This is a genomic window from Microvirga subterranea (genome assembly GCF_003350535.1).
GTDB classification, from domain to species: domain Bacteria; phylum Pseudomonadota; class Alphaproteobacteria; order Rhizobiales; family Beijerinckiaceae; genus Microvirga; species Microvirga subterranea.
In genome coordinates this window covers 256,412-283,174 of record NZ_QQBB01000007.1, presented here as the reverse complement: position 1 = coordinate 283,174, position 26,763 = coordinate 256,412, and the positions used below count along the sequence as shown (strand labels likewise).

21 protein-coding genes, 1 tRNA gene and 1 pseudogene are annotated in these 26,763 nt (G+C 66.4%); 8 read left to right on the top strand and 15 right to left on the bottom strand.

All coding sequences use genetic code 11. From position 1 onward, the window contains the following. The first annotated feature begins 522 nt into the window (after positions 1-522). Positions 523-1,500, top strand: a complete 978-nt coding sequence (locus DES45_RS18805; RefSeq protein WP_114771562.1) for a transglycosylase SLT domain-containing protein — start codon at positions 523-525, stop codon at positions 1,498-1,500. Here the strand turns inward: DES45_RS18805 and DES45_RS18800 are convergent. Next, positions 1,455-2,801 carry an MFS transporter gene (locus DES45_RS18800; RefSeq protein ID WP_147282447.1) on the bottom strand — a complete coding sequence of 449 codons (1,347 nt, stop codon included), beginning with the start codon at positions 2,799-2,801 and terminating at the stop codon, positions 1,455-1,457. The two genes, DES45_RS18805 and DES45_RS18800, sit on opposite strands and share 46 nt — an antisense overlap. Before the next feature lie 169 nt (positions 2,802-2,970). After that, complete coding sequence (locus DES45_RS18795) at positions 2,971-3,201, bottom strand: hypothetical protein (protein ID WP_114771617.1); 231 nt, start codon at positions 3,199-3,201, stop codon at positions 2,971-2,973. Positions 3,202-3,379: 178 nt separating this feature from the next. Here DES45_RS18795 and ggt point away from each other — a divergent pair, with 178 nt between their 5' ends. Beyond that, positions 3,380-5,134 carry a gamma-glutamyltransferase gene (gene ggt, locus DES45_RS18790; protein ID WP_114771560.1) on the top strand — a complete coding sequence of 585 codons (1,755 nt, stop codon included), beginning with the start codon at positions 3,380-3,382 and terminating at the stop codon, positions 5,132-5,134. A 116-nt stretch (positions 5,135-5,250) separates the two neighbouring features. After that, positions 5,251-6,441 carry an O-succinylhomoserine sulfhydrylase gene (metZ, locus tag DES45_RS18785; RefSeq protein WP_114771559.1) on the top strand — a complete coding sequence of 397 codons (1,191 nt, stop codon included), beginning with the start codon at positions 5,251-5,253 and terminating at the stop codon, positions 6,439-6,441. 6 nt (positions 6,442-6,447) lie between these two features. Here metZ and DES45_RS18780 read toward each other — a convergent pair whose 3' ends face one another. After that, positions 6,448-7,725 carry a CynX/NimT family MFS transporter gene (locus DES45_RS18780; protein WP_173949867.1) on the bottom strand — a complete coding sequence of 426 codons (1,278 nt, stop codon included), beginning with the start codon at positions 7,723-7,725 and terminating at the stop codon, positions 6,448-6,450. A 107-nt stretch (positions 7,726-7,832) separates the two neighbouring features. Next, complete coding sequence (locus DES45_RS18775; RefSeq protein WP_114771557.1) at positions 7,833-9,911, bottom strand: methyl-accepting chemotaxis protein; 2,079 nt, start codon at positions 9,909-9,911, stop codon at positions 7,833-7,835. A 432-nt stretch (positions 9,912-10,343) separates the two neighbouring features. Here DES45_RS18775 and DES45_RS18770 point away from each other — a divergent pair, with 432 nt between their 5' ends. Next, positions 10,344-10,550 carry a hypothetical protein gene (locus DES45_RS18770; protein ID WP_114771556.1) on the top strand — a complete coding sequence of 69 codons (207 nt, stop codon included), beginning with the start codon at positions 10,344-10,346 and terminating at the stop codon, positions 10,548-10,550. Between the two features lie 130 nt (positions 10,551-10,680). Continuing rightward, complete coding sequence (locus tag DES45_RS25230) at positions 10,681-10,857, top strand: hypothetical protein (RefSeq protein ID WP_170151561.1); 177 nt, start codon at positions 10,681-10,683, stop codon at positions 10,855-10,857. 30 nt (positions 10,858-10,887) lie between these two features. On the opposite strand, the gene DES45_RS18765 is transcribed toward DES45_RS25230, so the two are convergent. The 10 genes and pseudogenes from DES45_RS18765 to DES45_RS26355 all read right to left on the bottom strand — a co-directional run. After that, on the bottom strand, positions 10,888-13,539 hold the full coding sequence (locus tag DES45_RS18765; RefSeq protein WP_245571795.1) for a hybrid sensor histidine kinase/response regulator: 2,652 nt from the start codon (positions 13,537-13,539) through the stop codon (positions 10,888-10,890). A 161-nt stretch (positions 13,540-13,700) separates the two neighbouring features. Continuing rightward, positions 13,701-14,336, bottom strand: coding sequence for a chemotaxis protein CheX (locus tag DES45_RS18760; RefSeq protein ID WP_114771554.1), 636 nt, complete (start codon positions 14,334-14,336; stop codon positions 13,701-13,703). Positions 14,337-14,340: 4 nt separating this feature from the next. After that, complete coding sequence (locus DES45_RS18755) at positions 14,341-14,724, bottom strand: response regulator transcription factor (protein ID WP_114771553.1); 384 nt, start codon at positions 14,722-14,724, stop codon at positions 14,341-14,343. Positions 14,725-14,824: 100 nt separating this feature from the next. After that, positions 14,825-15,094 carry a hypothetical protein gene (locus DES45_RS18750; protein ID WP_114771552.1) on the bottom strand — a complete coding sequence of 90 codons (270 nt, stop codon included), beginning with the start codon at positions 15,092-15,094 and terminating at the stop codon, positions 14,825-14,827. After that, positions 15,091-17,079, bottom strand: coding sequence for a chemotaxis protein CheA (locus DES45_RS18745; protein WP_114771551.1), 1,989 nt, complete (start codon positions 17,077-17,079; stop codon positions 15,091-15,093). Before DES45_RS18745 ends, DES45_RS18750 begins: the two co-directional genes overlap by 4 nt. After that, positions 17,079-17,942: a CheR family methyltransferase gene (locus DES45_RS18740; protein ID WP_114771550.1), complete on the bottom strand. Its 864-nt coding sequence runs from the start codon at positions 17,940-17,942 to the stop codon at positions 17,079-17,081. Before DES45_RS18740 ends, DES45_RS18745 begins: the two co-directional genes overlap by 1 nt. Continuing rightward, positions 17,939-19,039: a chemotaxis-specific protein-glutamate methyltransferase CheB gene (cheB, locus tag DES45_RS18735; protein ID WP_114771549.1), complete on the bottom strand. Its 1,101-nt coding sequence runs from the start codon at positions 19,037-19,039 to the stop codon at positions 17,939-17,941. The genes DES45_RS18740 and cheB overlap by 4 nt, the downstream gene beginning before the upstream one ends. Next, a complete protein-coding gene (locus DES45_RS18730) occupies positions 19,036-20,472 on the bottom strand; it encodes a chemotaxis protein CheW (protein ID WP_170151560.1) in 1,437 nt (478 codons plus the stop codon). Before DES45_RS18730 ends, cheB begins: the two co-directional genes overlap by 4 nt. 4 nt (positions 20,473-20,476) lie before the next feature. Further along, positions 20,477-21,571 (bottom strand): methyl-accepting chemotaxis protein, encoded by a 1,095-nt coding sequence (locus DES45_RS26360; protein WP_425374296.1) that lies wholly within the window; start codon positions 21,569-21,571, stop codon positions 20,477-20,479. Between the two features lie 3 nt (positions 21,572-21,574). Continuing rightward, positions 21,575-21,964: pseudogene (locus DES45_RS26355) on the bottom strand (methyl-accepting chemotaxis protein); the annotation flags it as partial. Between the two features lie 789 nt (positions 21,965-22,753). On the opposite strand from DES45_RS26355, the gene DES45_RS18720 reads away from it, so the two are divergent. Further along, entirely contained in the window at positions 22,754-24,346 is a 1,593-nt protein-coding gene (locus DES45_RS18720) for an alpha-amylase family glycosyl hydrolase (protein WP_114771546.1), read from the top strand. 169 nt (positions 24,347-24,515) lie between these two features. On the opposite strand, the gene DES45_RS18715 is transcribed toward DES45_RS18720, so the two are convergent. Further along, positions 24,516-24,591, bottom strand: a tRNA-Glu gene (locus DES45_RS18715). A gap of 95 nt (positions 24,592-24,686) precedes the next feature. Between DES45_RS18715 and DES45_RS18710 the strand changes: the two genes are divergently transcribed. After that, a complete protein-coding gene (locus DES45_RS18710) occupies positions 24,687-25,679 on the top strand; it encodes an RluA family pseudouridine synthase (protein WP_114771545.1) in 993 nt (330 codons plus the stop codon). Between the two features lie 187 nt (positions 25,680-25,866). Next, positions 25,867-26,754: an RNA polymerase sigma factor RpoH gene (gene rpoH / locus DES45_RS18705; protein WP_114771544.1), complete on the top strand. Its 888-nt coding sequence runs from the start codon at positions 25,867-25,869 to the stop codon at positions 26,752-26,754. The last annotated feature ends 9 nt before the right edge of the window (positions 26,755-26,763 follow it).

Here is a 26,763-nt window from a genome sequence, read left to right as displayed (position 1 = left end):
AGCAGGAGCGCGGCGCGCTCCTGCATCGCGGCCATTGCCTGCATGGACGGTATTCGCAGGTCGAGCCGTCGGGACCTTCGGCGGAAACAAGGCCGCTCGCCCAAGACAGCTGTCTTCATCGATGCTGAAGATCGGTTCGGATAGGCCGAACAGCCTAGGCTATGAAGCCTAGCACTTGAAGCGTTGCCTAAAAGGTTCCGAGTGATACTGTTTCAAAAGTAGCGGCAGGGTGCCGCATTTTGAGGCAGATTTACCCTGAACAAGGTCAAGCTGACCCATTCTGGACATACCCGGCAGTCACCACCCCCTCGTGACTTAAACGAAAAACGACCGCTCACCCGCTTGCATGCGGCGATGCGGCTTCTCTTCGGGGGTTCCTGTATGACTGCTGACCTGACAGCGTCGCGAGACGCTCGCCAGCCTGCATCTTGTCTCCAGAACGACGAAAACATTCTCTGGCTTCAGCCGCGCAGCGCCAACCCGTCGCGCGGGGCCTCGCGGGGCATAAAGGCCCTGCTCCGCTTGACGACGACCATCGGTCTCGGCGCATGCCTGACCGTTGCGACGGCCAGTGCCGCAACGGGACCAGCGAGCGCTGCAACCACCGCTCCGGCTCAGGAGGCCTACACTGCCGCATCGCCGGAAATCGCCCGGAACGGCACTCTGATCTCTTCTGCCAACGACCCGCTCGAGGCATTCGTTCCCTTCGAGCCGGCCGACACGAAGGACTTGCGCGGGGACATCATCACCTCGATGCCGCTCACCTCCCCGCCGGCCTCGGAAGGCAGCGAGGATGAAGACGGCGGCATCGAGATCCAGGAGGACTATCTCAGCTTCGACGTGATGCGCGTTCCGCGCTGGATCGTCGACGCCGTGCTGCGCGCCTCCTCCGAGACCGGAGTCGACCCCGTCTACATGATGGCGCTGGCCGACAAGGAATCGAGCTTCATTCCCGACAACAAGGCATCGACCTCGTCGGCACAGGGCTTGTATCAGTTCGTCACCGGCACCTGGCTTGAGGTCGTACGCGCCTTCGGGGCCAAGCATGGCCTGTCGGCCGAGGCCCAGGCGATCAGGAGCGTGAACGGGGAGCTTGCCGTCGCGGACGACTCCATGCGGGAGCACATCCTCGGACTGCGCCACAACCCGTATATTTCGGCGCTGATGGCGGCCGAGATGAAGAAGCGGGATCGCGCCCGCATCGAGGAGAAGCTCGGGCGCACGATCAGCCGGTCGGAGTTCTACCTGTCCCATTTCTTCGGCGTCGATGGTGCCGGACGCTTCATGGCGCTGGTCGATTCCAAGCCGAAGCAAAGCGCGCCGCGGGTGTTCCCCGGAGCCGCCAAGGCGAACCGGGCCCTGTTCTTCGCCAAGGCGGGACGCAAGACGCGCCAGCTGACGGTGGCGGAAGTCTACGAGAAGATCGACGATATGATCGACAAGCGTCTGAACCGCTACGAGAACGTCTCGGCCGTCGCGGTCGCCGGCGTCGACTTGTGAGGCGGTTTCTCCGCCTCGCCTGACGCGGCCGGCTCCGGTTGCGGCTCGTCGGCGGGGGCGGCAGGTTCCGCATCTATGTTCGGATCGAGACGCGGCTCCATCACGGCCGTGGGAGATATCGTGGGCGACACGTCCACGAACCCGCCCTTGCCCGGAGGCCGGGGCAGGATCCTGATCCTGACGACGATGAACGTCATGAGCAGGAACGAGATCACGGCCGAGTAGATGAAGAGGCCCCTGGGGCCCATCAGGTCCATGGCCAGCGCGCCGAAGAGCGGCCCGATCGTCACGCCGACCGCCCAGGAGAACAGCAGCGACCCGACCGTGGAGACGATCTGGCCCGGATCGACGATATCGCAGGCATGGGCGACGCAGACGGAGTAGATGCACAGCGCCAGCCCGCCCCAGGCCGCGAAGCCTAGCAGGATCGCCATCTGCCCTCCTCCGGCGCTCGCCAGGAGAATGAGGAACGACACGAGGCTCGTGCCGCCGGCAAGCCCGGCGATCAGATAACGCCGGTCCGAGCGGTCCGAGAGCCAGCCGAGCGGCCATTGCATGACGAGGCTGCCGGCCTGGAGGGCGAACAGCAGGGCGGCCGATTTTTCCTGGCTCAGCCCGATGCTGGTGCCGAAGACCGGCGTGATGGCAATGACGGGTCCGTTGACGAGGCCGACTGCGAAAGCTCCCACGACCGCCGACGGGGCCGCGACGAAGAGGCTCCGGACGCGGATGCGGACGCTGCGCGGCGCCGGCGGCTCTTCCGTCGTCGTCGCCGCGATGGGGAGCAGGGACAGGGACATCACGGCGCTGATCGCCATGAACAGCCCGTCCGTCACGATGCTCCCGAGCCCGATGGCGAGCGGCGAGAGCATCAGGGCGATCTTGGTGCAGATCATGTAGATCGACAGGATGCGCCCGCGATGGCTCGACACGGCGCGGGCGCTGATCCACCCGTCGGTCACGGTGAAGATGCACGCGAAGGTGACGCCTGTTAGCCCGCGAAGGAGCGCCCATGCCAGGGTCGAATGGGCCTGTGTCATGGTCAGCACGACCACGGCCGCGATGGCCGCCAGACTCGCGAAGGCGCGGATGTAGCCTACATGCCGGATGAAGGATGGAGCCAGGAAGCAGCCGGAGGAGAAACCGAGGCCATAAGCCGCCGCCACGGTGCCGATGGCCGAGACCGACAGACCCTCCGACTGCATGCGCAAAGGCATCAGGGCCTGGAGCAGACCGTTTGCCGCCTGGAGAAGCGTCGTCGCAGCCGTAATCGTCCAGATGAGGGCTAAAGAAGAATTCACGGCATGGAAACGGAATGGGAGGAAGCGGCGCGCACGATGGTCACCATGATAGATTGCAAGCGCCGCCGGAGATCAAGACCTCGCCCATGCAAAAGAGCTGCGTTCAGGTCGGGGCTGGCATGCCGGGCAGCCACTCGGCCCGGCACGCCGCAATCATATCAAGCAAGAACTAGTGCTCCACCGTCTCTCGCCGGAAGCTGGCGAAGAGATAGAAGCCATTGAAGCGCACGCCCGTCGCGGCCGCGTCCCGGTCGAAGCCGAGCGGCACATCGGATCCCTCGACCCGGCCGTCGAAGCACCAATGGGGACCGGTCACAAAGGCCGGCACCGAGCGTTCTTCGGGAACGGCGCAGCACAGGCCATCCGGGAGGGTACTTCGAAAAACATTATATGAATGCACGATGTCCTCCTCTGTTATTCCTCGCCGCGAATCGACCAATAGGCGAACACAACGGCAGGAGTATGTTCTTTTCCGCACAACCTGATCGCCGAATGACGATGGCGTCCTCGCGCTCTCCTTTGTTAGGCTCCCTTTCGAGCAGCCTCGGCAGGCTGCGGGAATCGGAGGGAGACGGCACATGAGAGATCGGGACGTTCAGCGGCCAAGCCTCGTTTGGTTCGGCCTTCTGGCCACAGCCTCGCTGCTGTCGCCTGCCCTCGCCCAGCCGGTCGCGCCGGCTCCCGAGGCGCCGACCGGCCGCACCGCGAAGTCGGTCGTCACCACCACGAAGGACATGGTGGCGGCCGCCAACCCCCTGGCCGCCCAGGCCGGGCGCGAGATCCTGGCCGCCGGCGGGAGCGCCGTCGACGCGGCCGTAGCGGTCCAGCTGGTGCTGAACCTCGTCGAGCCCCAGAGCTCGGGCATCGGCGGCGGCGCCTTCCTGGTGTTCTGGGACGGATCCACCATGACGACGCTCGACGGGCGAGAGAAGGCCCCGGCGGCCGCGAAGCCCGAGCGCTTTCTGGGTCCGGACGGCAAGCCGATGAAGTTCTACGACGCGGTGGTCGGCGGGCGCTCGGTCGGAGTTCCCGGAACGGTTCGCCTGCTGGAAAGAGCCCACAAGAACTGGGGCAAGCTGCCGTGGAAGGACGTGATCGAGCCGGCGGTCCGCCTGGCCGAGAACGGCTTTGCCATTTCGCCTCGTCTCAACGGCCTCCTGACCCAGGAAAAGTACCTTCAGAACGACCCCGTCGCCCGCGCCTATTTCTACGAGTCGGACGGAACCCCGAAGAAGGTCGGCACGATCCTGAAGAACCCCGCCTTCGCTCAAACCTTGCGCAGCATCGCCGAAAAGGGCGCCGAAGCCTTCTATTCCGGCGAGATCGCGCAGGACATCGTCGCGACCGTGACCGGGCACCCCTCCAACCCGGGCGACATGACCCTCGACGACCTCAAGGGCTATACGGTCGAGGAGCGGGCTGCCGTCTGCGGGCCCTACCGGACCTACAGGATCTGCGGCATGGGCCCGCCGAGCTCCGGGCAGGTTGCGGTGCAGCAGATCATGAGCACCCTCGAGACCCAGGACATGGCCGCCATGAAGCCCGGGCCCGAGGCTGCCCACTGGATGGCGGAGGCCGGACGCCTCGCCTTCGCGGACCGCGCCCTCTACATTGCGGATCCGGCTTTCGTGAACGTGCCGGTGAAGGGCCTGACCGATCCCGGATACCTCAAGAGCCGTGCGGCCCTCGTCGACCCGAACAAGTCCATGGGCAAGGCCAAGCCCGGCGATCCGCCGTTCCAGAAGACCTTTCTCTGGGGCCCCTCGGACGGGATCGAGTTCGGCACCAGCCACATGTCCATCGTCGACCGGAATGGCAATGCGGTCTCGATGACCACCACCATCGAGGACGGGTTCGGCTCGCGGCTCATGACCAAGAGCGGCTTCCTGCTCAACAACGAGCTGACGGACTTCTCCTTTGCGCCTGAGGATGATGGCAAGCCGGTGGCGAACCGGGTCGAGGGCGGAAAGCGCCCGCGCAGCTCCATGGCGCCGACGATCGTCCTCGACGGCGACAACAAGCTCTATGCGGTCGTCGGGTCGCCCGGCGGAAGCCTCATCATCAACTATGTGGCCAAGACTCTCGTAGGCCTCCTCGACTGGAAACTCGATCCGCAGGTCGCGGTGGACCTCCCCAATTTCGGCAGCCGCAACGGGCCGACGGAGCTTGAAGCCGGCACCGAGGCCGAAGGCTGGAAGACGGCCCTCGAGGCCAAGGGACATGAGGTCAAGCTGATCGACCAGAACTCGGGCATCCACGCGATCGTGGTCACCCCGGCCGGGCTCGTCGGCGGTGCGGACAGCAGGCGGGAGGGCGTGGCGATCGGGAACTGATCGAAGCGGCGGTGCTCCCGCGAATGAGGGGGAGCATCGCTTCTGTTCTCCTTTTAGGGATGTTTCCCCCATAAAAAACGATTGTTCTTTATAAAGAACAACATTAATGTTCCCCCATGACCAAGCCTCGATGTCCCGACTACCGCCTCGAAACCCGCCTCGTGCACGAGGGTCAGGAGCGTACGCCGTTCGGCGAAACCTCCGAAGCGCTCTTTCTCACGCAGGGCTTCATCTACGAGAACGCGGAGACGGCTGAGCGACGGTTTCTGAACGAGGAAACCGGATACAGCTACACCCGCTACACCAATCCCACCACGACGGTGTTCGAGGAGCGCATGGCCTCGCTCGAAGGCGCCGAGATGGCCGCCGCGACCGCGACCGGCATGGCCGCCGTCACCGCCGCGATGATGGGACAGGTCCAGGCCGGCGATCACGTCGTCGCCGCAAGGGCGCTGTTCGGATCCTGTCGCTGGATCGTCGAGGACCTGCTCCCGCGCTTCGGCGTCGGCTGCACCCTGGTGGACGGACGCGACCTCGATCAGTGGCGGGAGGCGGTGAGGCCCGAGACCAAGGCCTTCCTGCTGGAGACCCCATCCAATCCAAGCCTGGAGATCATCGACATCGAAGGGGTAGCGGAGATCGCCCACACGGCCGGCGCGACGCTCACCGTCGACAACGTCTTCGCGACGCCCCTGTGGCAGAAGCCCCTGGCGCTCGGCGCCGACTGCGTCGTCTATTCCGCCACCAAGCACATCGACGGCCAGGGTCGATGCCTGGGTGGCGTGATCCTCGGATCCGCCGACTTCATCGAGAACAAGGTGCAGCAGTTCCTGCGCATGACCGGGCCGACCCTGTCGCCGTTCAACGCCTGGGTTCTCCTAAAAGGGCTGGAGACCCTGTCGCTACGCGTGGAACGCCAGACGGCGACGGCCGGCTTCCTGGCCGATGCCCTGCACGATCATCCCAAGCTGCGGCGCCTGACCTTTCCGGGGCGCCCCGATCACCCGCAGGCCGACCTGATCCGGCGTCAGATGAGCGGCGGCTCGACCATGCTGGCGCTGGAGGTCGAGGGCGGGAAGGACGGCGCCTTCCGGTTCATGAACGCCCTGCGGCTGATCCGTATCTCCAACAATCTCGGGGATGCGAAGAGCTTGGTCACGCACCCCATGACGACGACACACCAGCGCTTCGCGCCGGAAATCCGCGCCGACATGGGCATTCCGGACGGACTTGTGCGCTTCTCCACCGGCTTGGAGCATCGCGAGGATCTGCTCGAGGATCTGACCCAGGCGCTGGAGCGCGTCTGAGGCGGATCAGCCCCTCGCGCCGACCTGCCGGGCACGGCCGGCGCCGAGGCCGCACGAAGCCGCCGTCACGCCGACCGCGACGAACATGAGGCCTGCGGCGTCGAAGCTGCCCGTCCAGTCGCGCAAAAACCCGACGACGAGCGGACCGCAGGCGGCCAGCACGTAGCCGACGCCCTGCGCCATGCCCGAGAGGTGGGCGGCCACGTGCGCGTCCGGCGAGCGCAGGATGATCAGGGTCATGGCGATCGCGATCAGGCCGCCCTGGCCCGAGCCCTGGAGCACGGCCCAGAACCAGACGGTCGAGAGAGGTGCGAAGAGGCAGCCCAGGAGCCCGGCGACCGCAGCTCCCACGAGCAGCACATTGATGAGCCGTTGGTCGCGTCCTCTGACGGCGATCGACGGCACCATCAGGCAAGCCAGCATCTGGATCAGGACCGAGACGGACACGACGGCGCCAGCCGTAACGGCATCGAGCCCCCGCTCCCGCAGGATCGGCGCGAGCCAGCCGAAGACGCAATAGGCGAGCGCCGATTGCAGCCCCATGAACAGGGTGACCTGCCACGCGAGCGGATCGCGCCAGAGGCCGGGACCGTGCGGCATCGTCCGCCGCGGAGCAGCCTTGGACCGTATCGCCTGCGGCGTCCAGAGCAGGAAGACGACGACGGCCGGAGCGGCCCAGATCGCAAGTGCGTACGGCCACTCACCGCCGAGGATGTGTTCCAGGGGCACCGTGAAGCCCGCGGCGCCTGCGGCGCCCGCACAGAGGGCCATGGTGTAGAGACCTGTCATCATGGCCGCGTGAGTGGGAAAGTCCCGCTTCACCAGCCCGGGCAGGAGAACGTTGACGACCGCGATGCTGGCGCCGGCGAAAGCGGATCCCGCCAACAGCGCCGGCACGGTGGCGAGGCCCCGCATTCCCGTTCCCAGCGCCAGGACAGCGAGCATTGCGAGAATCGTGCGCTCGGCCCCGAAGCGCCGTGCCAGTTCGGGCGCGATCGGCGCGAAGAGACCGAGGCAGAGCACCGGCAGAGTCGTGATCAGGCTGGCACTCGACGGAGAGATGCCCGTGGACTGCATGATCTCCGGCAGCAGCACGGACAGGCTCGAGAAGACCGGCCGCAGGTTGAAGGCGATCAGCACGAGGCTCGCGCCGAGCAGGATCCGAGCCGCCAGGCTATGGGCCCTGGTCGGAGGCGGCGGCGGAGCGCTGTCGATCTCGGCGTCGATCAGCTGCTCGTCCGCGAGATCCATCTCTGCGGACGAGGAAGGGCCGGGTGAATGCACGATCTGGGCAACCTTGGAATGGCAGGGTTCACCTGCCTATAACGTCCGTGCCGAGGCTCCGGCCATAGCCGCCGATGAATGGGAGGGTTGCTCCCGTCTCCTGCGGATCAGGCGACCCTGAGACGACCCAGGAAGCCGCCCACCGCCGCGGACAGGGCATCGGCCTGCTCCCGGATCTGCTCGACGGCGCCGGCGGCGTGGTGGACCGCCTCGCCGGCCGTCGTAGCGGCGGCGCTGACGCTCGCCACGTTCTGCGAGACCTCTCGCGTCCCTTGCGCCGCTTGGCTGACATTGCCGGCGATCTGCCGCGTCGCGACCGCCTGCTCCTCGGTCGCGGCCGCAATCGAGGCCGAGATGGCGTCTATCTCGCCGATGATACGCCCGATGTCGCTGACCGCCGCGACCGCGTGACCGGTGCTGGTCTGCATGGCGGCGATCTGGGCGGAAATCTCCTCCGTCGCCTGAGCCGTCTGGCCCGCCAGGGTCTTCACCTCACTTGCCACGACGGCGAAGCCGCGACCCGCCTCCCCGGCTCGCGCCGCCTCGATCGTGGCGTTGAGGGCGAGCAGGTTGGTCTGGGAAGCGATCTCGGCGATCATCTTGACCACGTTGTCGATCCGCTGCGCCGCCTGCGCGAGCTCGCCCACCGTGGCGTTGGTCTGGCTGGCCATCTGCGACGCCTGCCGGGCGACGGCTGCGGCCCGGCTCATCTGGGCCGTCACCTCGACGGAGGAACGTGTCAGCTCCTCGGTAGCAAGCGCGACCGCATCGATGCTCTCCGTGCTCTGCTGGGAACCGGCGGCGGCGGACAGGGACTGGCCCGCCGTGATCTCGACCGAGGCGGCGACGGTCCGCGTGGCGGCCTCGGCCTGCTGCGCCGCGTCGGCAAGGGCGCTGACGGTGTGGTTCACCTCCTGCTCCAGCGCGTCCGCAATCATCAGCAGGCCCGTGCGCCGCTCGACCTCGGCCTGCTCACGCGTCTGGTCCTGGAGCGTACGGAGTTGCTCGACCTCCTGGGCATTGGCCTTGAAGACCTCGAGCGCCGCCGCCAGGCGCCCGATCTCGTCGCGTCCGCTGTAGCGGCGGGGATCGATGGAAAGGTCGCCCTTCGCAAGCCGCTGGACGAGGCCTGTCACGATGTCGAGCCGGCGGGCGACCCGGAAGTTGACGAACCAGACCAGGGCACCGACGCACACGAGGGTGACGGCACCGCCGAGCATGAGCAGGACCATCGCACGGCGGGCCTGATCGAGGCTGTCCTTCGCTGACAGCACAGCCACGGCAGCGCCGGCTTCCGAGAGGTCGAGGGCCGGCTCGAGCAGCTTGCCCGACTGGTCGTAGAAGGCATCGAAGCTCAGCGGGAACGACCCGGTGGCCGATGCTTCGAGCATGTTGGCCCTGAGCGCCTGATAGCTTCCGAAGAGCTGCGTCTGCAGCACATCGGCGATGTCCCGCTCCTGCTGGGTCGCTTCGGACGATTTCAACGACAGGCGCACGACGTTGAACACCTCCTCGGCCTTGCCGAAGCTGATCTCCGCATCCTTGACGGCTACCGCGTCCATGGGCGAGCGGGCGGCGCTCGCGATCAAGAAGAACGTCTGGTCCTGGCTGGCATATTCGCGCAGCTCCCATCCGAGCTTCTGAACGTTGAGGCCGTGAAGGACTCCCGACGGGACGGAAGCGTTTCTGACGTCGAGATAGGCGCCGTAGTCGAACAGGGTGCGGGTCAGAGCCTTCATCTCCGGCACGAGAAGGTGCGTGCGCTCCTTGCCTCGCCGGAAAGCCGTCTTCGTGACCTCACCGTCGATTTCCTGCCTGAGGCCGGCAACCTTGCCGATCGCCTGATCCAAACCCGTCGTGAAGTCCTGCGTGGCCAATCCGGAAGCCTTGGCCGCTTCCTGGAGCCGCGCGGCTGCCGCATCGAACTGCGCTCGCTGCCCGTCGAGCCGCTTCCGCAGTTCGGCTGTGATCGGCTCGCGCAGCGTGAGCGCAACCTGGGTCAGTGTACGCTCCATCGAGAGTTCGATCGTCGCATGCCCCAGGATCTGGCGGAGCTGCGTGGCCCGTTCGATCTGCTCGGCCTGGGAGATGGCGGCAAATTCCCTTTGAAGATCCCGTCCGAAGATGATGGAAAGCAGGACGGCGATGCAGACGCAAACGGCCGCTCCCATGGCTTTGATGGACATGTTTCCCAACCCTCGACGGATTCCGCACCATCAATTCAAAAGCCGATAAGTTAAGGTCGAGTTGCCGCAAGGGCATTTGTCAGACCTAAATTCCTAAAAATTCGATGCTGCGGGTTTGGCGATGGCCTCGCCGAACGTGTGAACACGATGCCGACGGCCTATGGGATTCCATCGCCTGGGCGACCAGCCTTCCGCTCGGGCGCCGTCCGGAACCCCGTCTTCCTGCGGACGTTGGCCCGATGATCATGCCGGAAGGGAGATCGCGATGAGATGCCAATTCTGTCAGCAGGATGTCGAGAACCCCTGCCACAGCACACAGGACATGCAGCAGCGGGCCGCGCACCATGTCGATCGCTGCGAGAACGCGCTCCGGCACCGGTACGGCATCGTGAGCGGCTCGACCAGACCCGACATTCAGGGCCTTGCTCGGTCATGATCGGCAAGGATCTCGACCGGACCGAAGGCTTGGCGGAGCAGAGCCTCAACACCAGCATCGTTCATCCCGGCCAGAGCAGCCCTGATCACGAGGAGCCGAGCGACGGATCGCGGAGCAACCGAAGCATCACCGGGAACGATCAGCGCAAGGGCTTCGGACAGTCCGATGCCCCGAAGCCGGGCGACCGCTCCAGGCCGGAATAGGACCCCGCACGGATCGCAGCTCTCAACGGAGCCGACTGCCGGGCCGACGACCTGACGTCCCAGCAAGACCGATCTCATCCGCGATTTCGCCGCCACCTACCCTTTCTATTCCAATTGAGGAGATGAGCCTATGATCTGCGCATTCTGCCAGCAGGACGTCCGTACTCCGTGTCACACGGTCCAGGAAATGCAGCAGCGCGCTGCCGATCATATCGACCGCTGCGAGAACGCCCTCAGGCGACAGGGCGGCGGGAGCCATCCCGAGCGCGCGCCGTCGACGGATATCGGCAGCGGCGGGAAGGCCTGACCGCACAGCCCCGGACGCGAAAATTCGCCCTTATCGGGATCGCTCGATGATGTCCCGGATCCGGGATGTCAGATCCTCGATGGCGAACGGCTTCGTGATCATCTCCATTCCCGAGGCGAGGAAGCCGGACGCCATAGCGGCCTGCTCGGCATAGCCGGTGATGAAGAGCACCTTGAGGCCGGGCCTCGTCAGACGGGCGTGGTCGGCGAGTTGGCGGCCGTTCAGACCGGGCAGCCCCACGTCGGTGACGAGCAGGTCGATGCGCTGATTCGACTCGAGCACCCTGAGGCCCGACGGACCGTCCACCGCCGCAAGGGCCCGATAGCCGAGTTCGGCCAGGACCTCGAGGATGAGCGATCGGACGACCGGCTCGTCCTCCACGACCAGGACGGTCTCGCCATCTTCGGCCCGGTGGGGTCTGTGGGATGCCGGGCCCGCGGCAGCGTCCGCGACCTCGCCGCTATACGAAGGCAGGTACATCGTCACGCTCGTTCCCGCGCCGACCGAACTCTCGATCCGGACATGCCCCTCCGACTGCTTGGCGAAGCCGTAGACCATGGACAGGCCGAGGCCCGTTCCCTCACCGAGCGGTTTGGTGGTGAAGAACGGATCGAACGCCTGAGCCAGAACGTCGGCCGGCATGCCGGTTCCCGTATCCGAAACCCGGATCGTCACGTACGGGCCGGGGCCGACATCCCCGTCGCCCCCCGAGGAGGTCATGTCCAGTTGCGCGATGGCCGTTTCGATGACCAGCATCCCGCCCGACCGCATGGCGTCCCTGGCGTTGATCGCGAGGTTGAGAATGGCGCTTTCCAACTGGTTCGGATCGCACAACGTCATCGGAAGGCCGTTCGATGGCCTGATCTCGAGCCGGATCGACTCGGAGATCGTCCTGCGAAGAAGCTCTTCCATGGAACCGATGAGGCGGTTGGCATCGACCGGTTTGGGATCCAGAGGCTGCCGGCGGGAAAAGGCGAGGAGCCGGTGCGTGAGCGCAGCCGCGCGATTGGCCGAGGTGCTCGCGGCCTTGGCATAGCGCTCCAGGCTTTCGGTGCGGCCTTGCGCCAGCCGCGTCTGGAGAAGCTCGAGCGAGCCGACGATGCCGGTCAGCAGGTTGTTGAAGTCGTGCGCGATGCCGCCGGTCAGCTGGCCGACGGCTTCCATCTTCTGGCTCTGGCGAAGTTGATCCTCCAGCTGCTTGCGCTGGGTGACGTCGCGGCCGACGCTGTAGAACACGTCGCCGGCAGGCGCGAAGGTCCAGTTGATCCAACGGTAGGAACCGTCCTTCGCGCGCACCCGCACATCGAAGTCGCGCACAGGCTCCCTGCGCTTCATCGCAAGGACGAGCGCCTCGTTCGCGGCCGAGTCCTCAGGGTGGATCCATCGGTCGAACCGGGATCCGACGACCTCGTCTTCCGTGTAGCCCAGCAGTTCGGTCCAGGCCGGGTTGACGGCCTTCAGGCGGCCGGTGGCGTCGCAGACGCTGAAGAGGTCGCTCGAGAGGCTCCAGAGCCGGTCGCGCTCCCGGGTGCGCTCCTCCACCCTGCTCTCCAGCTTCTCGTTCAGCTCGCGCAGGGTTTCCTCGGACCGCTTGGCGGCGGTGATGTCGTAGATCACGCCGATGAAGCGCAGCCCCGCCGTCTCCGCATCGCTGACGTACTCGCCCCGGCGCGCGAGCCAGCGGGGCTCCATGGTGTCCGCGCGCCGGATCCGGAACTCCACGTAGGACGAACCATGCGGGGTAGCCCCCTGCTCGACGATGGCGGGATCGCCCTGGATGACCAGGGAATTGATCGTGCGGACAGGCAGATCGCCCGTGGGGTGGAGCCCCAGCAGGCGGCAGAATTCGTCGGAAACGCTGACCGTCGCAAAGCCGTCCACGTATTCGAACGTTCCGACGCCGCCGGCGCTCTGGGCGATCCGCAGGCGCTCCTCGACATGCTTCTGCTCCGTGACGTCGAGCACGACGCCGGTGAACCTCACCGGTTCGTCGTTGTCGGCAAAGTGGCAGCGGCCGCGGGCATGCACCCAGCGCACCGTCCCGTCGGGCGCCAGGAGGCGATACTCCTTCGAGAAGATCTCCGCCCCGTTCAGGATGCCAGCGACCGCAAGGCGGATCCGCAGGCGGTCATCCGGATGGATCGCCTTGAAGAATGCCTCGGGCGGCAGCCCGTTCACCGCGTCCGCCTGGTCGAGGCCATGAAGCGCAGCAAAGCGCGCATCCGCGGTCAGACGCCGGTTCGGGATGTCCCAGTCCCAGGACCCGCCCGTACCGGCAACCGTGAGCGTCAGTCGCAGCCGTTCATTGGTGCGGTCGAGCTCCCGCTGGCTTGCGACGAGCGCCGCCTGCGTCTTCTCCGCATTGTGCTTCGGGGTGACGTCGACCTGCGTCGAGAGAAAGAACAAGAGGTCTCCGGCCTCGCTGCTGACCGGGGTGATGAACAGGTGGTTCCAGAACGGCGAGCCGTCCTTGCGCCGGTTCAGAAGCTCGACAGAGACTGCCCGACCGGAGGTGATCGCCTGGCGGATCAGCGTGACCGTATCCTGATCGGTCTCCGGCGCCTGAAGGAAGCGGCAGTTTTGGCCCAGAGCCTCCTCGGGCAGGTAGCCGGTGACTTGGCAGAACGCCTCGTTGACAAAAATGATGGGATTGTCCGGCAGCCGCGGGTTCGTCGCGATCATCGGGAGCCCGGATCGCTCCAGGGCCGAGAAGATGGGGCCAGCCGTCCGGCGCAGCTCCAAGGAAGCCTCCTCAAGCGCCCGTCTCACCTCGCCTCGCGGGAACTCCTGGACGGTCATGCCTGCTGCGGTCTGCTCGAGGGATCGTTCTCGGTCATCTGGGTCTAAGCCTCGTCGCCGACAACCCGAAGGATGAAACTTGCGATAAGCTCCTTCAACGCAGAGAGGGACGGCAGATCCATCAGCATCGCAATATAACCCCGAATATCGCGATTGCGGACCGAAAAGTTGATATAGAGGAACAGCACCAGGCCGTCGTTCGAGGACTCCTGCGACGATGCGAACAGCCTCGCCCCGTCCCCGCGGATGACCTCCGGCAGCGAGATGTTCAGGGACCGCTTGAGCATGTTGGCCATGGTCGCCAAGCAGCCGTTCAGGATCACGTTCCCCGTTTCGGCCAGGGCCTCCTGCTCCATCTCGGCGATCTGATCGGGAGGCACGTCGTCCCCGATGATCGCCCTGACGAGGTCGAGGCTAGTCGCTTCGGGAAAGATCAGCAGGGCTCGGCCGGAGAATGCGCCCTCGAACTGCTGCTGGATGGCCACGAGGTCGTCGATCTCACGCTCCCCGATCAGCCGGGCCGCGTCGTGCGGGTTCATGACCTCGATGGAGGGCACGGAAAGCAGCACTTCCTCGCCGACCATCTTGCGCAGGCTGGAAGCAGCCCGGCTGACGCCGATATTGACGAGTTCCGTCAGCGCATCGCGTTCGAGTTCGGTCAGGGCGACAACCTGCGCCATGGCGCTACGCGCCGCTCGAGCGCAGACGCAGCGCGGCGCCCGAGACGAACCCTCGCAGGCCGTCCTCCGTCAGGGGCTTGCTGACGAACGTGGCATTCACGGCCCGCGCCCGGGCAATCACCTCGTCCTGGATGTTGGCCGTGATCACCGCGATCGGCATCATCGGGTGCATGGTCCGCATGTCCGCTGCCAGTTCGAGCCCGTCCTTGTCCGGCATGTTGAAGTCGATCATGGCCAGATCGATCTTCCTGCCCCGCAGGATCTCGAGAGCCTCGTGGGCGTTTCCGGCCTCCACGCGCTCCCAGTCGGGCTGGAGCGAAGCCAGCGCTTTCGCTGCGACGATGCGGGCCAGCTTGCTATCGTCGACGATCAGAACAGTTGTTGCCACTCAGGTGCTCCGCCACAGAGGAGGCTGCCCGGAAGGGTTGGCCCGGCTCGGAGAAAGGTCTTTCGGTTCTTTTAGTGTATGCAGGGAGAATGACAACTGCTCAGCCCTCCTGCGTCATTGTGTCGGCGGGCTCGGGTGTCGTCAGAGCGGGAACGATCCAGTCGCGGACGAACGCGTCGTTTCCTGTTCCCCTGATGCCGGGCCGCAGGGCCATCAGCACCTGGACGACCGCCGTGTGAAGGTGTTCGACCGCCGTCAGCTCCACGACGCGGCTTCCGTCGGCCTGAAGCCATCCCAGCAAGGGCTCGGCATCTTCGACGCGGCACGGCCCCTCCAGCACGATGACGTTGCCGTTCAAGCGCACGCTCATCCGATCAGCTCCGGTATGTCGAGGATCATCAGAACGCTGCCGTCCCCGAGCAGGGTCGTCCCCATGACCCCGGGCATGCCGGCGAGAATGCCGTCCATGGGACGCATCAGAACGTCCATCGTGTCCGAGAAGCCGTCGACCGCGATCCCGACCCGTTCGCCTCCAACGGACATGACCAGGGTCTTCACGCCGGCATCCGGCGCCTCGGTCCGGGGGAGCTCCAGCAGATCTCCGAGCCGGAGAAGCGGGAACGTTCTGTCCCGAAGGACGAAGGCCTCGGCATCCTGGACGGGGAGGATGCGGGATTTCGGCACTGACGCAGTCTCCACGACCGCCTCGAGCGGGATCCCGTAGCGCTCGCCGCCGACGCGGACCGCCATCACCTTCGTCATGACGATGGTCAGGGGCAGGGAAAGCCTGATCGTCGTGCCGCGCCCCGGGACGCTCTGGACGCCGATCTGCCCGCCGAGGCGCTCGATGGCGGATCGCACCGCATCCATCCCGACCCCGCGCCCCGCCAGATCGGTGATCTCCGAGGCTGTCGAGAAGCCGGGCGCGAAGATCAGCTCGACGGCTTCGTCGTCGCTCATTCGCCCGATCCGCTCGTCCGACGCCACATGGCGCTCTCGCGCGACGCGCCGGATGGCCGCAGGGTCGATCCCGCCTCCGTCGTCCTCGACCTCGACCATGACCCTGTCGCCCTCGCGGCGGGCCCGGAGCACGACCTGGGTCCGGACCGGCTTTCCGGCACCCCGGCGGACGACCTCCGGCTCGGCACCGTGCGCGACGGCGTTCCGCAGAACATGGAGCAGCGGCTCGAACAATCCCTCGACGACCGATTTGTCAGCCTCGACGTCCTCACCCTCCATGGAGAAATCCACGGCCTTGTGCAGCTGACCGGCGGTCTCGCGAACCGCTCGTGGAAAGCGCCGGAAGACGTCGCGCATGGGCATCATGCGGATGTCCATGACGGCGCTGTGCATCTCGGCCACGAGACGGTCGATCGCCGCCTGGCCGGCCTGGACGCCGCGCGAGGCGCCTTTGCGCCCCGATCCCTCGCCTCCCTCGCCGGCCAGATGCGTGAGGGCGTTCTTGGCGATGATCAGCTCGCCCACGAGATCCGCGAGGCGGTCGACCCTGGCAGGATCGACCCGCAGCATGCGCTGGCCGCGCGCGCCGGCCGAAATGACGTCGGCCTGATTGTCGGCTGTCGTCTCCGACGCATCAGCCCAGCCGGCGCGGGCGATCTCGTGAAACGTCACCTGGTCGGGCAGGAAGCGGAACGGCGCCTTGACCTCGTCGAGCCCTGCCCCCGACAGCGCTTCGATCGTGAGATTGCACGAGAACGGGTCGATCTCTCCCGCGGGCGGCCAGGGATCCCTCTCCGTGAGTCGAACGGCGACGAGATCCGGCACCGCCCGGAGAAGAGCAATCGGGTCGTCGCCGGCGAAGAAGCAATCCGACCGTGGCGTGTAGCGGAGGGCGACGAGCGGTGCATCCTTCGGCTTCGTCGCAACCAGAGCGGCGTTCGCGTCGATCAGCGCCTCGACCCATCCGGGCTCGCCATCGGAGGCCGCAGTCTCCGAGCGAGCCGGACCTTCACGGTCGAGGAGGGAGCGGAGAGCCTGCGCAAGGCGGTATCCTTCGCTGGCTGCACCGGCCGGCAGTTGCCCGTCCCGCTCGATCACATCGACCCAGCGCTCCACCTGATCGATGCAGTCGAGCAGAGTGTCGATCATCTGGCTCTCGGCCCTGGCCTGCCCCGCCTTGACGGCTCCGAGAAGATCCTCGGCCGCGTGGAGCGCCAGTCCCATCGGGGCGAAATCGAAAAGGCCGACCGAGCCCTTGAGCGTGTGAACGGCCCGGAAGGCGCCATCCAGGTGCCCGGCCGCAGCCGGATCCTTCTCGAGCGCCATGAGGTCGTCCGTTGCCCGCTGAACCAGGTCGCGTGCCTCGACGATGAAGTGCTGGAGAAGGTCATCCATCACGGTCCCTCCTCCGGGCGCTGATAGACGATCGCATCCTCGAAGCGGCGAAGTGTGAACCTCTTGGAAATGCGGGTCATCGACTCGGTGTGACCGAGGCAGAGATAGCCGCCGGGATTAATGGCGTCGTAGAGGTTGTTCGCGGCCAGAAGCCGGGAGGCGTCGTCGAAATAGATCAGGACATTGCGGCAGAAGACGATGTCGAAGCGGCCCTGCTCCGCCACCGATGCCGCGTCCACCAGATTGGTTGCGGTGAACTTCACCGATTCCCGCAGATCCTGGATCAGCCTGCGATGCCCGTCATGGGACGGTTCGAAGTAGTGCTCGATCACGTCGGGCGGCAGGCGGGAGAGCGCGCGCTCGCCGTAATCGCCGGCCTCGGCCTCCATGAGGGCTCGCGTATCGATGTCGGACCCGACGATCTCGATGTGGTAGGCGTCGACCATCGGCCAGTTCTCGAGCAGCCAGATCGCGATCGAATAAGGCTCCTCTCCCGTCGAGCAAGGCACCGACCAGATCCGGACGAGATCTCCGGGCTGTCGATGCCGCACGATGTCCGGCAGCAGCGATCGGCCGAGGCAGCGGAGCTGATGCTCCTCGCGGTAGAAGTAGGTTTCGTTCACCGTGAAGATGTTGATCAGAAGCTCTACCTCCCCCTCGTCGGCCTCGACGTGGGAGAAGTAGGCCGGAAAGGATCGGAACCCGGAAGAGGCCATTCGGTCGGCGACGCGCCTCTCGATGTAATAGCGCTTGCTCTCGCCGAAAATCATTCCTGTGCGGCGATAGAGGAATTCGCACAGACGACGGATCTCGTCCGCCGTGAGAACCGACGCTTTTCCGGAAGCGGCCGGGAGCCTGCTCATGAGCGCTCCACCATGTCCAAGACCCGATCGGCGATCTGCTCCAGGGGCGCGACGATCTCCGCACCCCCACGCCGGACGAGATCGCCCGGCATGCCCCAGACGACCGCGGTCTCTTCCGATTCCGCGATGGTCCGGCCGCCCTGGCTGCGCAGCCGCGACATGGCCTCGGCCCCATCGGTGCCCATCCCGGTCATCAGCACGCCGATCAGCCTTTCGGGCGCGAAATGCCCCATGGCGCTCTCCACCAGGCGATCCACGCTCGGATGCCAGCGGTACTCCGGCAGCGAGGGAGCCGCCATCACGACGGGACCTGTAGAACGCAGGCCGACGATCACGTCGGCATCGCCCTTTCCGATATAGACCGTACCGGCCGTCAGGGGCATCGGGCTCGCGACCTCCGTGACGGAGAGGGCGCAGAGCTTGTCAAGCCTCCGGGCAAGGGGGCCGGTGAACGAGCCCGGCATATGCTGGGCCACCACGACGGGCCAGGGGAAGCCTACCGGCAGCCGCGAGAGGAGCGCATCCAGGGCCGGCGGCCCCCCGGTGGACGTGCCGACGAGAACCAGGCCAGAGGTCGACCCCGCCTTGACGGTCCGCTTCCTCGGCGGGGCAGGAGCGCGCCGCCGAGGCACCCTGACGGCATCGGATCCTCCGAGCCCACTGCGCAGCCGAACCCGCTCGGCCAGCCGCAGGCTTCCGGGAAGGCGGGCTCGGGATGCGGCCCGAACCTTTTCCACGAGCTTTGGCGCCAGCGTCTCGATTTCCAGGGAGATCGCGCGCTCGGGCTTGGTGATGAAGTCGATGGCTCCCAGAGCGAAAGCCTCGAGAGTGACGCTCGCATCCGCCTCCGTCAGGGATGAGACCATCACGACCGGGCATGGGCGTTCGAGCATGATCCGGTCGAGGCACGCGATGCCGTCCATCTCCGGCATGTGGACGTCGAGCGTGATCACGTCCGGCTCGAAGTCCCGCAGACGCTCCAGGGCTTCGGCGCCATTGCGGGCGAATGCGATCTCGAAGTCGCCCTCGGCGGCGAAGACGTTGCCGAGGAGACGGCGCATCAGGGGTGAGTCATCGACGATGAGCAGCCGGATCACGAAGCGGGCCGCTCCGGGTTGTCGCCGTCCATCGCCGCCAGAAGATCCTTCTCGGCTCGGTCCAGCAGCTCGCGCGGATTGAGCAGCAGGATCATCCGTCCCTCGATCTCGATGTTGGCGACGCGGTCGATGGCCTGGGCGCCGCCGCCGGCCAGATCGGGGGTCGGGCGCAGCAGGCTTTGGGGGATCCTGAGCACCTCCGATACGCCGTCGACGACGAACCCAGCCAGCATGTGTTCGATCCTGACGACGACGACGCGCTCGCGCCGCCGCTCTCCCCGCTCCTCGAACCGGAAGCGTCTCCGCTGATCGATCACTGGAAGGACGCGCCCGCGCAGGTTCATGACCCCTTCGATGAAATCCGGGGCCTTCGGCAATCGTGCGAGGGTCTCCGGCATGCGCACCACCTCATCGACGGATGCGACCGGGAGGCCGTATTCCTCCCCGCCCAGCCGAAAGACGATGAACTGCTCGTCGGCTTCCGACGGATCGCTGCTCGTGCCCATGGCGTGGTCATTCTCCGCTCGCGACAGGATCTGCTCCGTCAGGGCCTGGTCGCGAACCAGATGCTCTGTGGACAAGATCGACACCAGCCGCTTTCCGCCCTCGAGGCGGCAAATTCCTTGGATCTGGGCCTCCGCGCTGCCCCGGGTCAGGATCGCCGGAACGGGATCGATGTCGTCCGACGGAACGCGGAGGATCTCCTTCATGCCGTCGACCGCAAGACCCACCAGCCCGGCGCCGATGCGCACCACCACGACGCGCGCCCTGCTCCCGGTCCGTCCGCCGGCGTGCAGTGCCAGGAGCGCGCGGAGCGACAGGAGCGGCAGCAGGTGCCCGCGGAGCGCCATGACGCCGAGCGTCACGGCGTCGGCCTGCGGGAGTGCCGTGATGCCGGAGGGAATCGCCACGACCTCGTGGACCGATGCCAAGGGCAGCGCAAAGTCCTGATTGCCTACGACGAAGCACACGAGAGCCGTTTCGTCGCGGGCCGCATCGGACTGCTCCCGAAACGCATTGGCGGAAGCATCCTGTCCGTGCCTGGACCGGCGGGCGAAGCGGCCGAAGTCGCGCAGGAGAAGCGCATCGAGGTCGATCATCCGGGCAGGCGCATCGCCGTCGCCGGACGTGTCCAACGACGCAACGCCATCGATCATGAGACCGACCGGAGCGCCCCGGTCGACCACCACGACGCGGGCATTGGCGGAGGGTTTCTTCTCGACGCCGAGCAGGCTGTGCAGCGACACCACCGGCATCACGGCGCCCCGCAGGTTCGCGACCCCGACGAGGCTCGCGGGCCCCAGCGGCACGCGGGTCACGGCGGGAGGGCGGATCACCTCGGCGACGTCCGATGCGGGAATGGCGAAGCGCTCGCCCCCCACCTGCACGGTCAGGAACGATTGCGCGACGGCAGAGAAGGCCGCTTCGGCCATGGTGTCACGACTCCGCGAACTGGAGTTCATCCGCCAGGGAGGCGATCTCCTCGATGGCGGCCGCCAGATCCTCCGCCCCTCGCGCCTGCTGCCGGGCCGCCGCCGCAGCCTGGGCGGCAGCGCTCCCGGCCTGTTCCGCCACGGCCGCGATCTGCTGCGTGCCCAGCCGGACCTCACGGACCGCCGACAGGATCGTGTCCGATCCCGACAGGATGGCGGCGCTGCCGTGCCGGATCTCGTCGACGTCGGCCTCCACCGCGCCGAGCCGCTCGGCCGTCAGGGTGTTCTTCGCAACCTCTGCTTCGGCAACGGCGGTGCTCTGCTCTAGGTCGCGCCGCACGACGGCAATCTGGTCGCGGATCAGGCGAACCACATCCTTGATGCGGTCGGCGTTGTCCGACGCATCCCGCGCGAGATTGCGGATGTCGCCCGACACGATGGCGAAGCCGCGTCCCGCCTCGCCGGTGCGGGCGGCCTCGATGGAGCCGCTCACCGCCAGCATGTTGGTCTGGACGGCCACGAGGGCGATGCCGTCGACAATCTTCTCGATGCGGCGGCCGGACTGATCCAGTCCTTCCATCAGCCCGATGACGGCCCGGGTCTCCCGCAGGGAGCCCTCGACACCTGTAGCCAGGCGCAGCATGGCGGCCCGGTTCTCCTGAAGGTCCGTCGCCAAGGCATCGATGCGCTTGACCGATGCGCCCGCCACATCCCGCGAGGAGCCCGTCGCCCGCTCGATCTGCTCCATGGCCGCATTGGCCTGCTGGGTGGCCGCAGCCTGCATCTGCGCTCCCCGGCTGATCTGATCGACGGCAGTCATGATCTCGCCGGCGGCGCCGGAGATCTCCTGAATGGCAGCGGAGAGCTCTTCGGCAGCGGAGCCGACCTGCTCGGCGCCGGAAGCCCCTGACGCGCCGGCCTGGAGATCATCCGCCAGGGTGGCGAGGGACTGCGCGCTCTGCTGGCTCTGGTCTAGAGCGACGCTCTGCTGCTGGACGGCCCGCTGGGCCTCGGCCGCGGCGGCCGCCTGCTCCTCGGCCGCGCTGGCAACCTGCTCCGCGCCGCGCTGCGCCTCGCGAATGGCCGCGTCGGCCTCCACGGAGGCGACGAGGATCAGTTGGCTTCCCTCGGCCAGCTGCGCCACATCGGCGCGGATCTTGTCCAACGAAGCCGCCACGGCGCGACCGACCTGGGCCTGGCCGGACGCAGCCTCCGACGTCCCCCTCACCCGATCGGCCACGGAGCGAACCTCGCTGACGATGCCCTCGGTCAGGGTCTGGATGTCCTGCGCGCTTTTCTCCGACGTGCCGGCCAGGGCCCGCACCTCGTCGGCCACTACGGCGAAGCCCCGGCCGTTGTCTCCGGCCCGGGCCGCCTCGATCGCCGCATTGAGCGCCAGAAGGTTGGTTTGATCGGAGATGTCGCCGACCGTGCGGGTGATCTCGCCGATGTCGGCCGCCTGTTCCTCGAGATGGGAGATGATCTCGACCATGCTCTGCTGACGCATTGCATTGGCCTCGACCGCCGCGACGGACGTATCGATCTGAGCGCCCGTCTCGATCAGAAGGGTCTGAAGCGCCGCCATCCTCGTGTTGGAAGCCTCGGCGTGTCGGCGGGCATCGGAAAATGCAGCCGCTAGGCTCACGATCGCCGACAGCGACTGCTGGGAGGCGCCTGCGGCTTCCTCCGCCCCGCTCGCGATCTGCTCCATGGAGCGCCGCAATTCCTCGGCCGCCGATGAAGCTTCCGTGACCCCGCTCGCCAGTTCCTCCGTGGCGGCGCCGATCCGCTCCGCCGCCTTCTGCTGACGGGCTCTGACGCGCTCAAGGGCCCGGCGCTGCCCTCCTGCACCCTTTTGAGGGGGTTGGGCCGGTGCGGGAGCGGGATTCTCGCCGTTCACAGGACGCGGTTTGCCCTTGCCGGAAAGTTCGGACGTCTTGACCAGTGCCATTGATGGCCTTCGATGTTTGCTGACGGCGGGTGATGGCCCGGGTTCACGATGCAAGCTCCTTAGCCCGCTCGGTCGACCCAAGGCAAAGCGAGACCTTAGTTTTTATAGGTTCCTGCGGGTTCCGTGCAAGCTGGGCCTGTGCTTGTTTCCATCCGGGAACTCCCATCAAGGTTACCGCTGTCGGAGGATGGTGGACTTCGCGGTGTTCCGTCCTCGCTTCAGGGCGCCGAGCCGAGGTGGCGGGAGCCTCAGGGAACCGATGGGAGGCTGCGGAATTCGCCCCTCGTTGCCTCTCCGGCGATTTCCCATTCCAGCAGCGGAGCGACATTCATGCCTGAGACCACGTGGTGGAAGCGCGGCGTCGTCTACCAGATCTATCCCCGCTCGTTTCAAGACAGCAATGGCGACGGCATCGGCGACCTGGCGGGCATCCGCCAGCGGCTCGACTACCTCGTCTCGCTCGGAGTCGATGCGGTCTGGATCTCGCCGATCTACACCTCGCCCATGGCGGATTTCGGCTACGACGTGGCCGATTACTGCGGGATCGATCCGATCTTCGGCACGATGAAGGATTTCGACCGCCTCATCGAAGCGGCCCACGCGAGGGGCCTCAAGCTGATCCTCGACTTCGTCCCGAACCACACGTCTGACCAGCATCCCTGGTTTGCGGAAAGCCGCTCGTCGCGGACGAACCCCAAGCGGGACTGGTACATCTGGCGCGATTCGGCCCCGGATGGCGGCCCGCCCAACAACTGGATCAGCAATTTCGGCGGCCCGGCCTGGGAGTGGGACGAGGCCACGGGTCAGTACTATTACCATGCCTTCCTGAAGGAGCAGCCGGATCTCAACTGGCGCAATCCCGAGGTGCGGCAGGCGATGTACGATGCGCTGAGGTTCTGGCTGGATCGCGGCGTCGACGGCTTCCGGGTCGATGTGATCTGGCACCTCATCAAGGACGCCGAGTTCCGCGATAATCCGCCGAACGTCGCCTATCAACCGAGCCAGGCCGAGATCAACCGTTTCCTGCAGGTCCACTCCGCCGATCAGCCGGAGGTGCACGAGGTCGTCGGCGAGATGCGCCGCGTGCTCGAGGAATATCCGGAGCGTGTTCTCATCGGCGAGATCTACCTGCCGCTGGAGCGCCTCGTCACCTATTACGGCCAGGATCTTTCAGGGGCGCATCTGCCGTTCAATTTCCAGCTCATTCAGACGGCGTGGAATGCGCGCGAGATTGCAGCCCTCATCGACGAATACGAGGCGGCGATCCCGGACGGCGGCTGGCCCAACTGGGTGCTCGGCAACCACGACCAGCCCCGCATCGGCGCCCGCATCGGCAAGCAGCAGGCGCGCGTCGCCGCGATGCTGCTCCTCACGCTTCGAGGCACGCCGACCCTGTACTACGGCGACGAGATCGGGATCGGCAAAGTCGAGATTCCCGAAGACGCCGTTCAGGACCCGTGGGAGAAGAACGAGCCGGGGCTCGGACTGAGCCGGGATCCGGAGCGCACGCCGATGCACTGGGACGGCTCGGCCCAGGGCGGCTTCACCACCGGCAGGCCCTGGCTCCCGCTCGACCCGACCTTCACGCAGTGCCACGTGGAGGCGCTGTCGAAGGACCCGACCTCGATCCTGACGCTCTACCGCCGCCTGATCGCATTGCGGCGGCAGCACCTGGCGCTGAGCGTCGGGCGCTACGTTCCGGTGGAGGCGCAGGGCGACATGCTGGCCTACGAGCGCCGGCACGGGTCGGAGCGCTTTGTGGTGGCGCTGAATCTGGGGCATCGGCCGCATACGCTCGTTCTGCCGGTCGGAGCGAACGGGCATGTCGTGCTGTCGACCTTCCTCGACCGCGACGACGAGCCCTTCGATGGGCAGGTAAGCTTGAGAGCGGACGAAGGTCTCATCGCCCTCCTGCAGGACTGACGGGCACCGACAGTCTCTCGCGACAGGGCTCGGGCATGCCAGGCCATGGGATGCCGCACCCGTCATTCGCACGCAAAAGCGACGGCGCGAACGGCAGGCCTTGAACCTGCGCACATGCTCTAAATCTTGGGTGAGTGACCGCGCGCTCCAGGCGATCCACTCAGAAGAGTGGCGCTCCCTAGGGGACTCGAACCCCTGTTTTCGCCGTGAGAGGGCGACGTCCTAGACCGCTAGACGAAGGGAGCTAGCGCGGTTGAGGTGGGTCGTATAACGAGCCTTGCAGAACCCTTCAAGTCCTTTCGCTGAAAAAAGCGAAAGGTTTTGCACGAACGAGGATGCGGTGAGCGACGAGACGCAGCGGGAATGGACTTTGGAAGACGGCGCGGCGCCGGAGCGGCTGGATCGCGTGATGGCGCAGCTCTGGAGCGACCTGTCGCGCAGCCGGCTCCAGGCGCTGATCCGCGACGGTCAGGTCACGGTCGACGGCGCGCATGCGCTCGACCCGAGCCGGAAGGTGGCGGGCGGCGCCCGCATCGCTCTCGTGGTGCCGCCGCCGGTGCCGGCCGAGCCGCAGGGAGAGGCGATGGCGCTCGACATCGTCTTCGAGGATGACGATCTCATCGTCATCGACAAGCCCGCGGGCCTCGTAGTCCATCCGGCGGCCGGTCACGACTCAGGCACCCTGGTCAACGCGCTGATCGCCCATTGCGGCGAGAGCCTTTCCGGCATCGGCGGCGTGAAGCGGCCCGGGATCGTCCACCGCCTGGACAAGGACACATCCGGCCTCCTGGTCATCGCCAAGAACGACCGCGCACATCAGGGACTGGCTGCCCAGTTCGCCGACCATGGCCGGAGCGGTCCCCTGGAACGCGCTTACCTAGCCCTCGTCTGGGGCGTGCCCGACAGGCCGCGCGGCACCATCGAGGCGGCACTCGCCCGCAGCATCCACAATCGGGAGAAGATCGCGGTCGTACCGGAAGAGCGCGGCCGCTATGCGATCACTCACTATGAAGTGATCGAGCCCCTGCCTCCGGGGGCGCCCGTGGCCAGCCTCGTCCGCTGCGAGCTGGAGACGGGTCGGACCCACCAGATCCGCGTCCACATGGCCCATCTCGGTCATCCGCTCCTGGGCGACCTGACCTATGGAGCTGGGTTCAAGACGAAAGCGAACCGGCTGTCCGAAGCGCAGCAGGCGGCGCTGAAAGCCTTGGGACGGCAGGCGTTGCATGCGGCCGTGCTCGGCTTCGAACATCCCCGGACCAGCGAGTTCCTGCGCTTCGAGAGCCCCTTGCCGCCCGACATGGAGGCCCTCCTCGAAGCGCTTCGCGACTGAGTCAATCCGTCGCAAATCCCGGCCCTGCCGGCACCCTTGCGGACTTCATGCGTTGACCACGTCTTGAAGCCTGAAGCCTCTATTCTGACAAGGTTGGACCGCTTATATTAGCAAGGGCGGCCAGCCAGCTGAGGGGGCCGCCTCAGGCTTGCCTCTGTGCGAGGGAGCCAAAGGAGGAGAAAAGACGATGGCTGCAGCGCTACCCGTGCTTGCCAATGAAGGGGGCCTTTCGCGCTATCTCGACGAAATCCGTCGCTTCCCCATGCTTGAGCCGCATGAGGAGTACATGCTCGCCAAGAGATGGCGCGAGCATGGAGACCGCGAAGCCGCCCACAAGCTCGTGACATCCCATCTGCGGCTCGTGGCCAAGATCGCCATGGGCTATCGCGGCTACGGCCTGCCGATCGGCGAGGTCGTGTCCGAAGGGAATGTCGGCCTGATGCAGGCCGTCAAACGCTTCGAGCCCGACAAGGGCTTTCGCCTCGCCACATATGCCATGTGGTGGATCAAGGCCGCGATTCAAGAATACATCCTGCGGTCGTGGTCGCTCGTGAAGATGGGCACCACCGCGAACCAGAAGAAGCTGTTCTTCAACCTGCGTAAGGCCAAGGGCCGCATCTCCGCTCTCGAGGAGGGCGACCTGCACCCGGATCAGGTGAAGCAGATCGCCACCCAGCTCGGCGTGAACGAGCAGGATGTGGTCGACATGAACCGCCGCCTCGGTGGCGACGCGTCCCTCAACGCCCCGCTACGCGAGGAAGGCGAAGGCGAGTGGCAGGACTGGCTCGTCGACCAGGGCCAGAGCCAGGAGCAGGTGCTCGTCGAGGAGGAGGAAGGCCAGAACAGGCTTCAGGCCCTGAGGAGCGCCCTCTCGGTCCTCAACCCGCGCGAGCGGCGCATCTTCGAGGCCCGGCGCCTGTCGGACGACCCGATCACCCTGGAGGATCTCTCCACGGAGTTCGGCGTCTCACGAGAACGCGTCCGCCAGATCGAGGTGCGGGCCTTCGAGAAGATCCAGGAGGCGGTGCGAAAGAACCTGGCCCAGATCGAGACCACGAGCGAGGCAGCGGTCTAGCCTCAGGAA

Excerpts from the sequence above, each read along its gene's own strand:
- ggt (WP_114771560.1), top strand. The coding sequence starts at position 3,380 with ATGAGAGATCGGGACGTTCAGCGGCCAAGCCTCGTTTGGTTCGGCCTT.
- metZ (WP_114771559.1), top strand. The coding sequence starts at position 5,251 with ATGACCAAGCCTCGATGTCCCGACTACCGCCTCGAAACCCGCCTCGTG.
- DES45_RS18775 (WP_114771557.1), bottom strand. The coding sequence starts at position 9,911 with ATGTCCATCAAAGCCATGGGAGCGGCCGTTTGCGTCTGCATCGCCGTC.
- DES45_RS18770 (WP_114771556.1), top strand. The coding sequence starts at position 10,344 with ATGATCGGCAAGGATCTCGACCGGACCGAAGGCTTGGCGGAGCAGAGC.
- DES45_RS25230 (WP_170151561.1), top strand. The coding sequence starts at position 10,681 with ATGATCTGCGCATTCTGCCAGCAGGACGTCCGTACTCCGTGTCACACG.
- DES45_RS18765 (WP_245571795.1), bottom strand. The coding sequence starts at position 13,539 with ATGATCGCGACGAACCCGCGGCTGCCGGACAATCCCATCATTTTTGTC.
- DES45_RS18760 (WP_114771554.1), bottom strand. The coding sequence starts at position 14,336 with ATGGCGCAGGTTGTCGCCCTGACCGAACTCGAACGCGATGCGCTGACG.
- DES45_RS18750 (WP_114771552.1), bottom strand. The coding sequence starts at position 15,094 with ATGAGCGTGCGCTTGAACGGCAACGTCATCGTGCTGGAGGGGCCGTGC.
- DES45_RS18745 (WP_114771551.1), bottom strand. The coding sequence starts at position 17,079 with ATGGATGACCTTCTCCAGCACTTCATCGTCGAGGCACGCGACCTGGTT.
- DES45_RS18740 (WP_114771550.1), bottom strand. The coding sequence starts at position 17,942 with ATGAGCAGGCTCCCGGCCGCTTCCGGAAAAGCGTCGGTTCTCACGGCG.
- DES45_RS18730 (WP_170151560.1), bottom strand. The coding sequence starts at position 20,472 with ATGGCCGAAGCGGCCTTCTCTGCCGTCGCGCAATCGTTCCTGACCGTG.
- DES45_RS18720 (WP_114771546.1), top strand. The coding sequence starts at position 22,754 with ATGCCTGAGACCACGTGGTGGAAGCGCGGCGTCGTCTACCAGATCTAT.
- rpoH (WP_114771544.1), top strand. The coding sequence starts at position 25,867 with ATGGCTGCAGCGCTACCCGTGCTTGCCAATGAAGGGGGCCTTTCGCGC.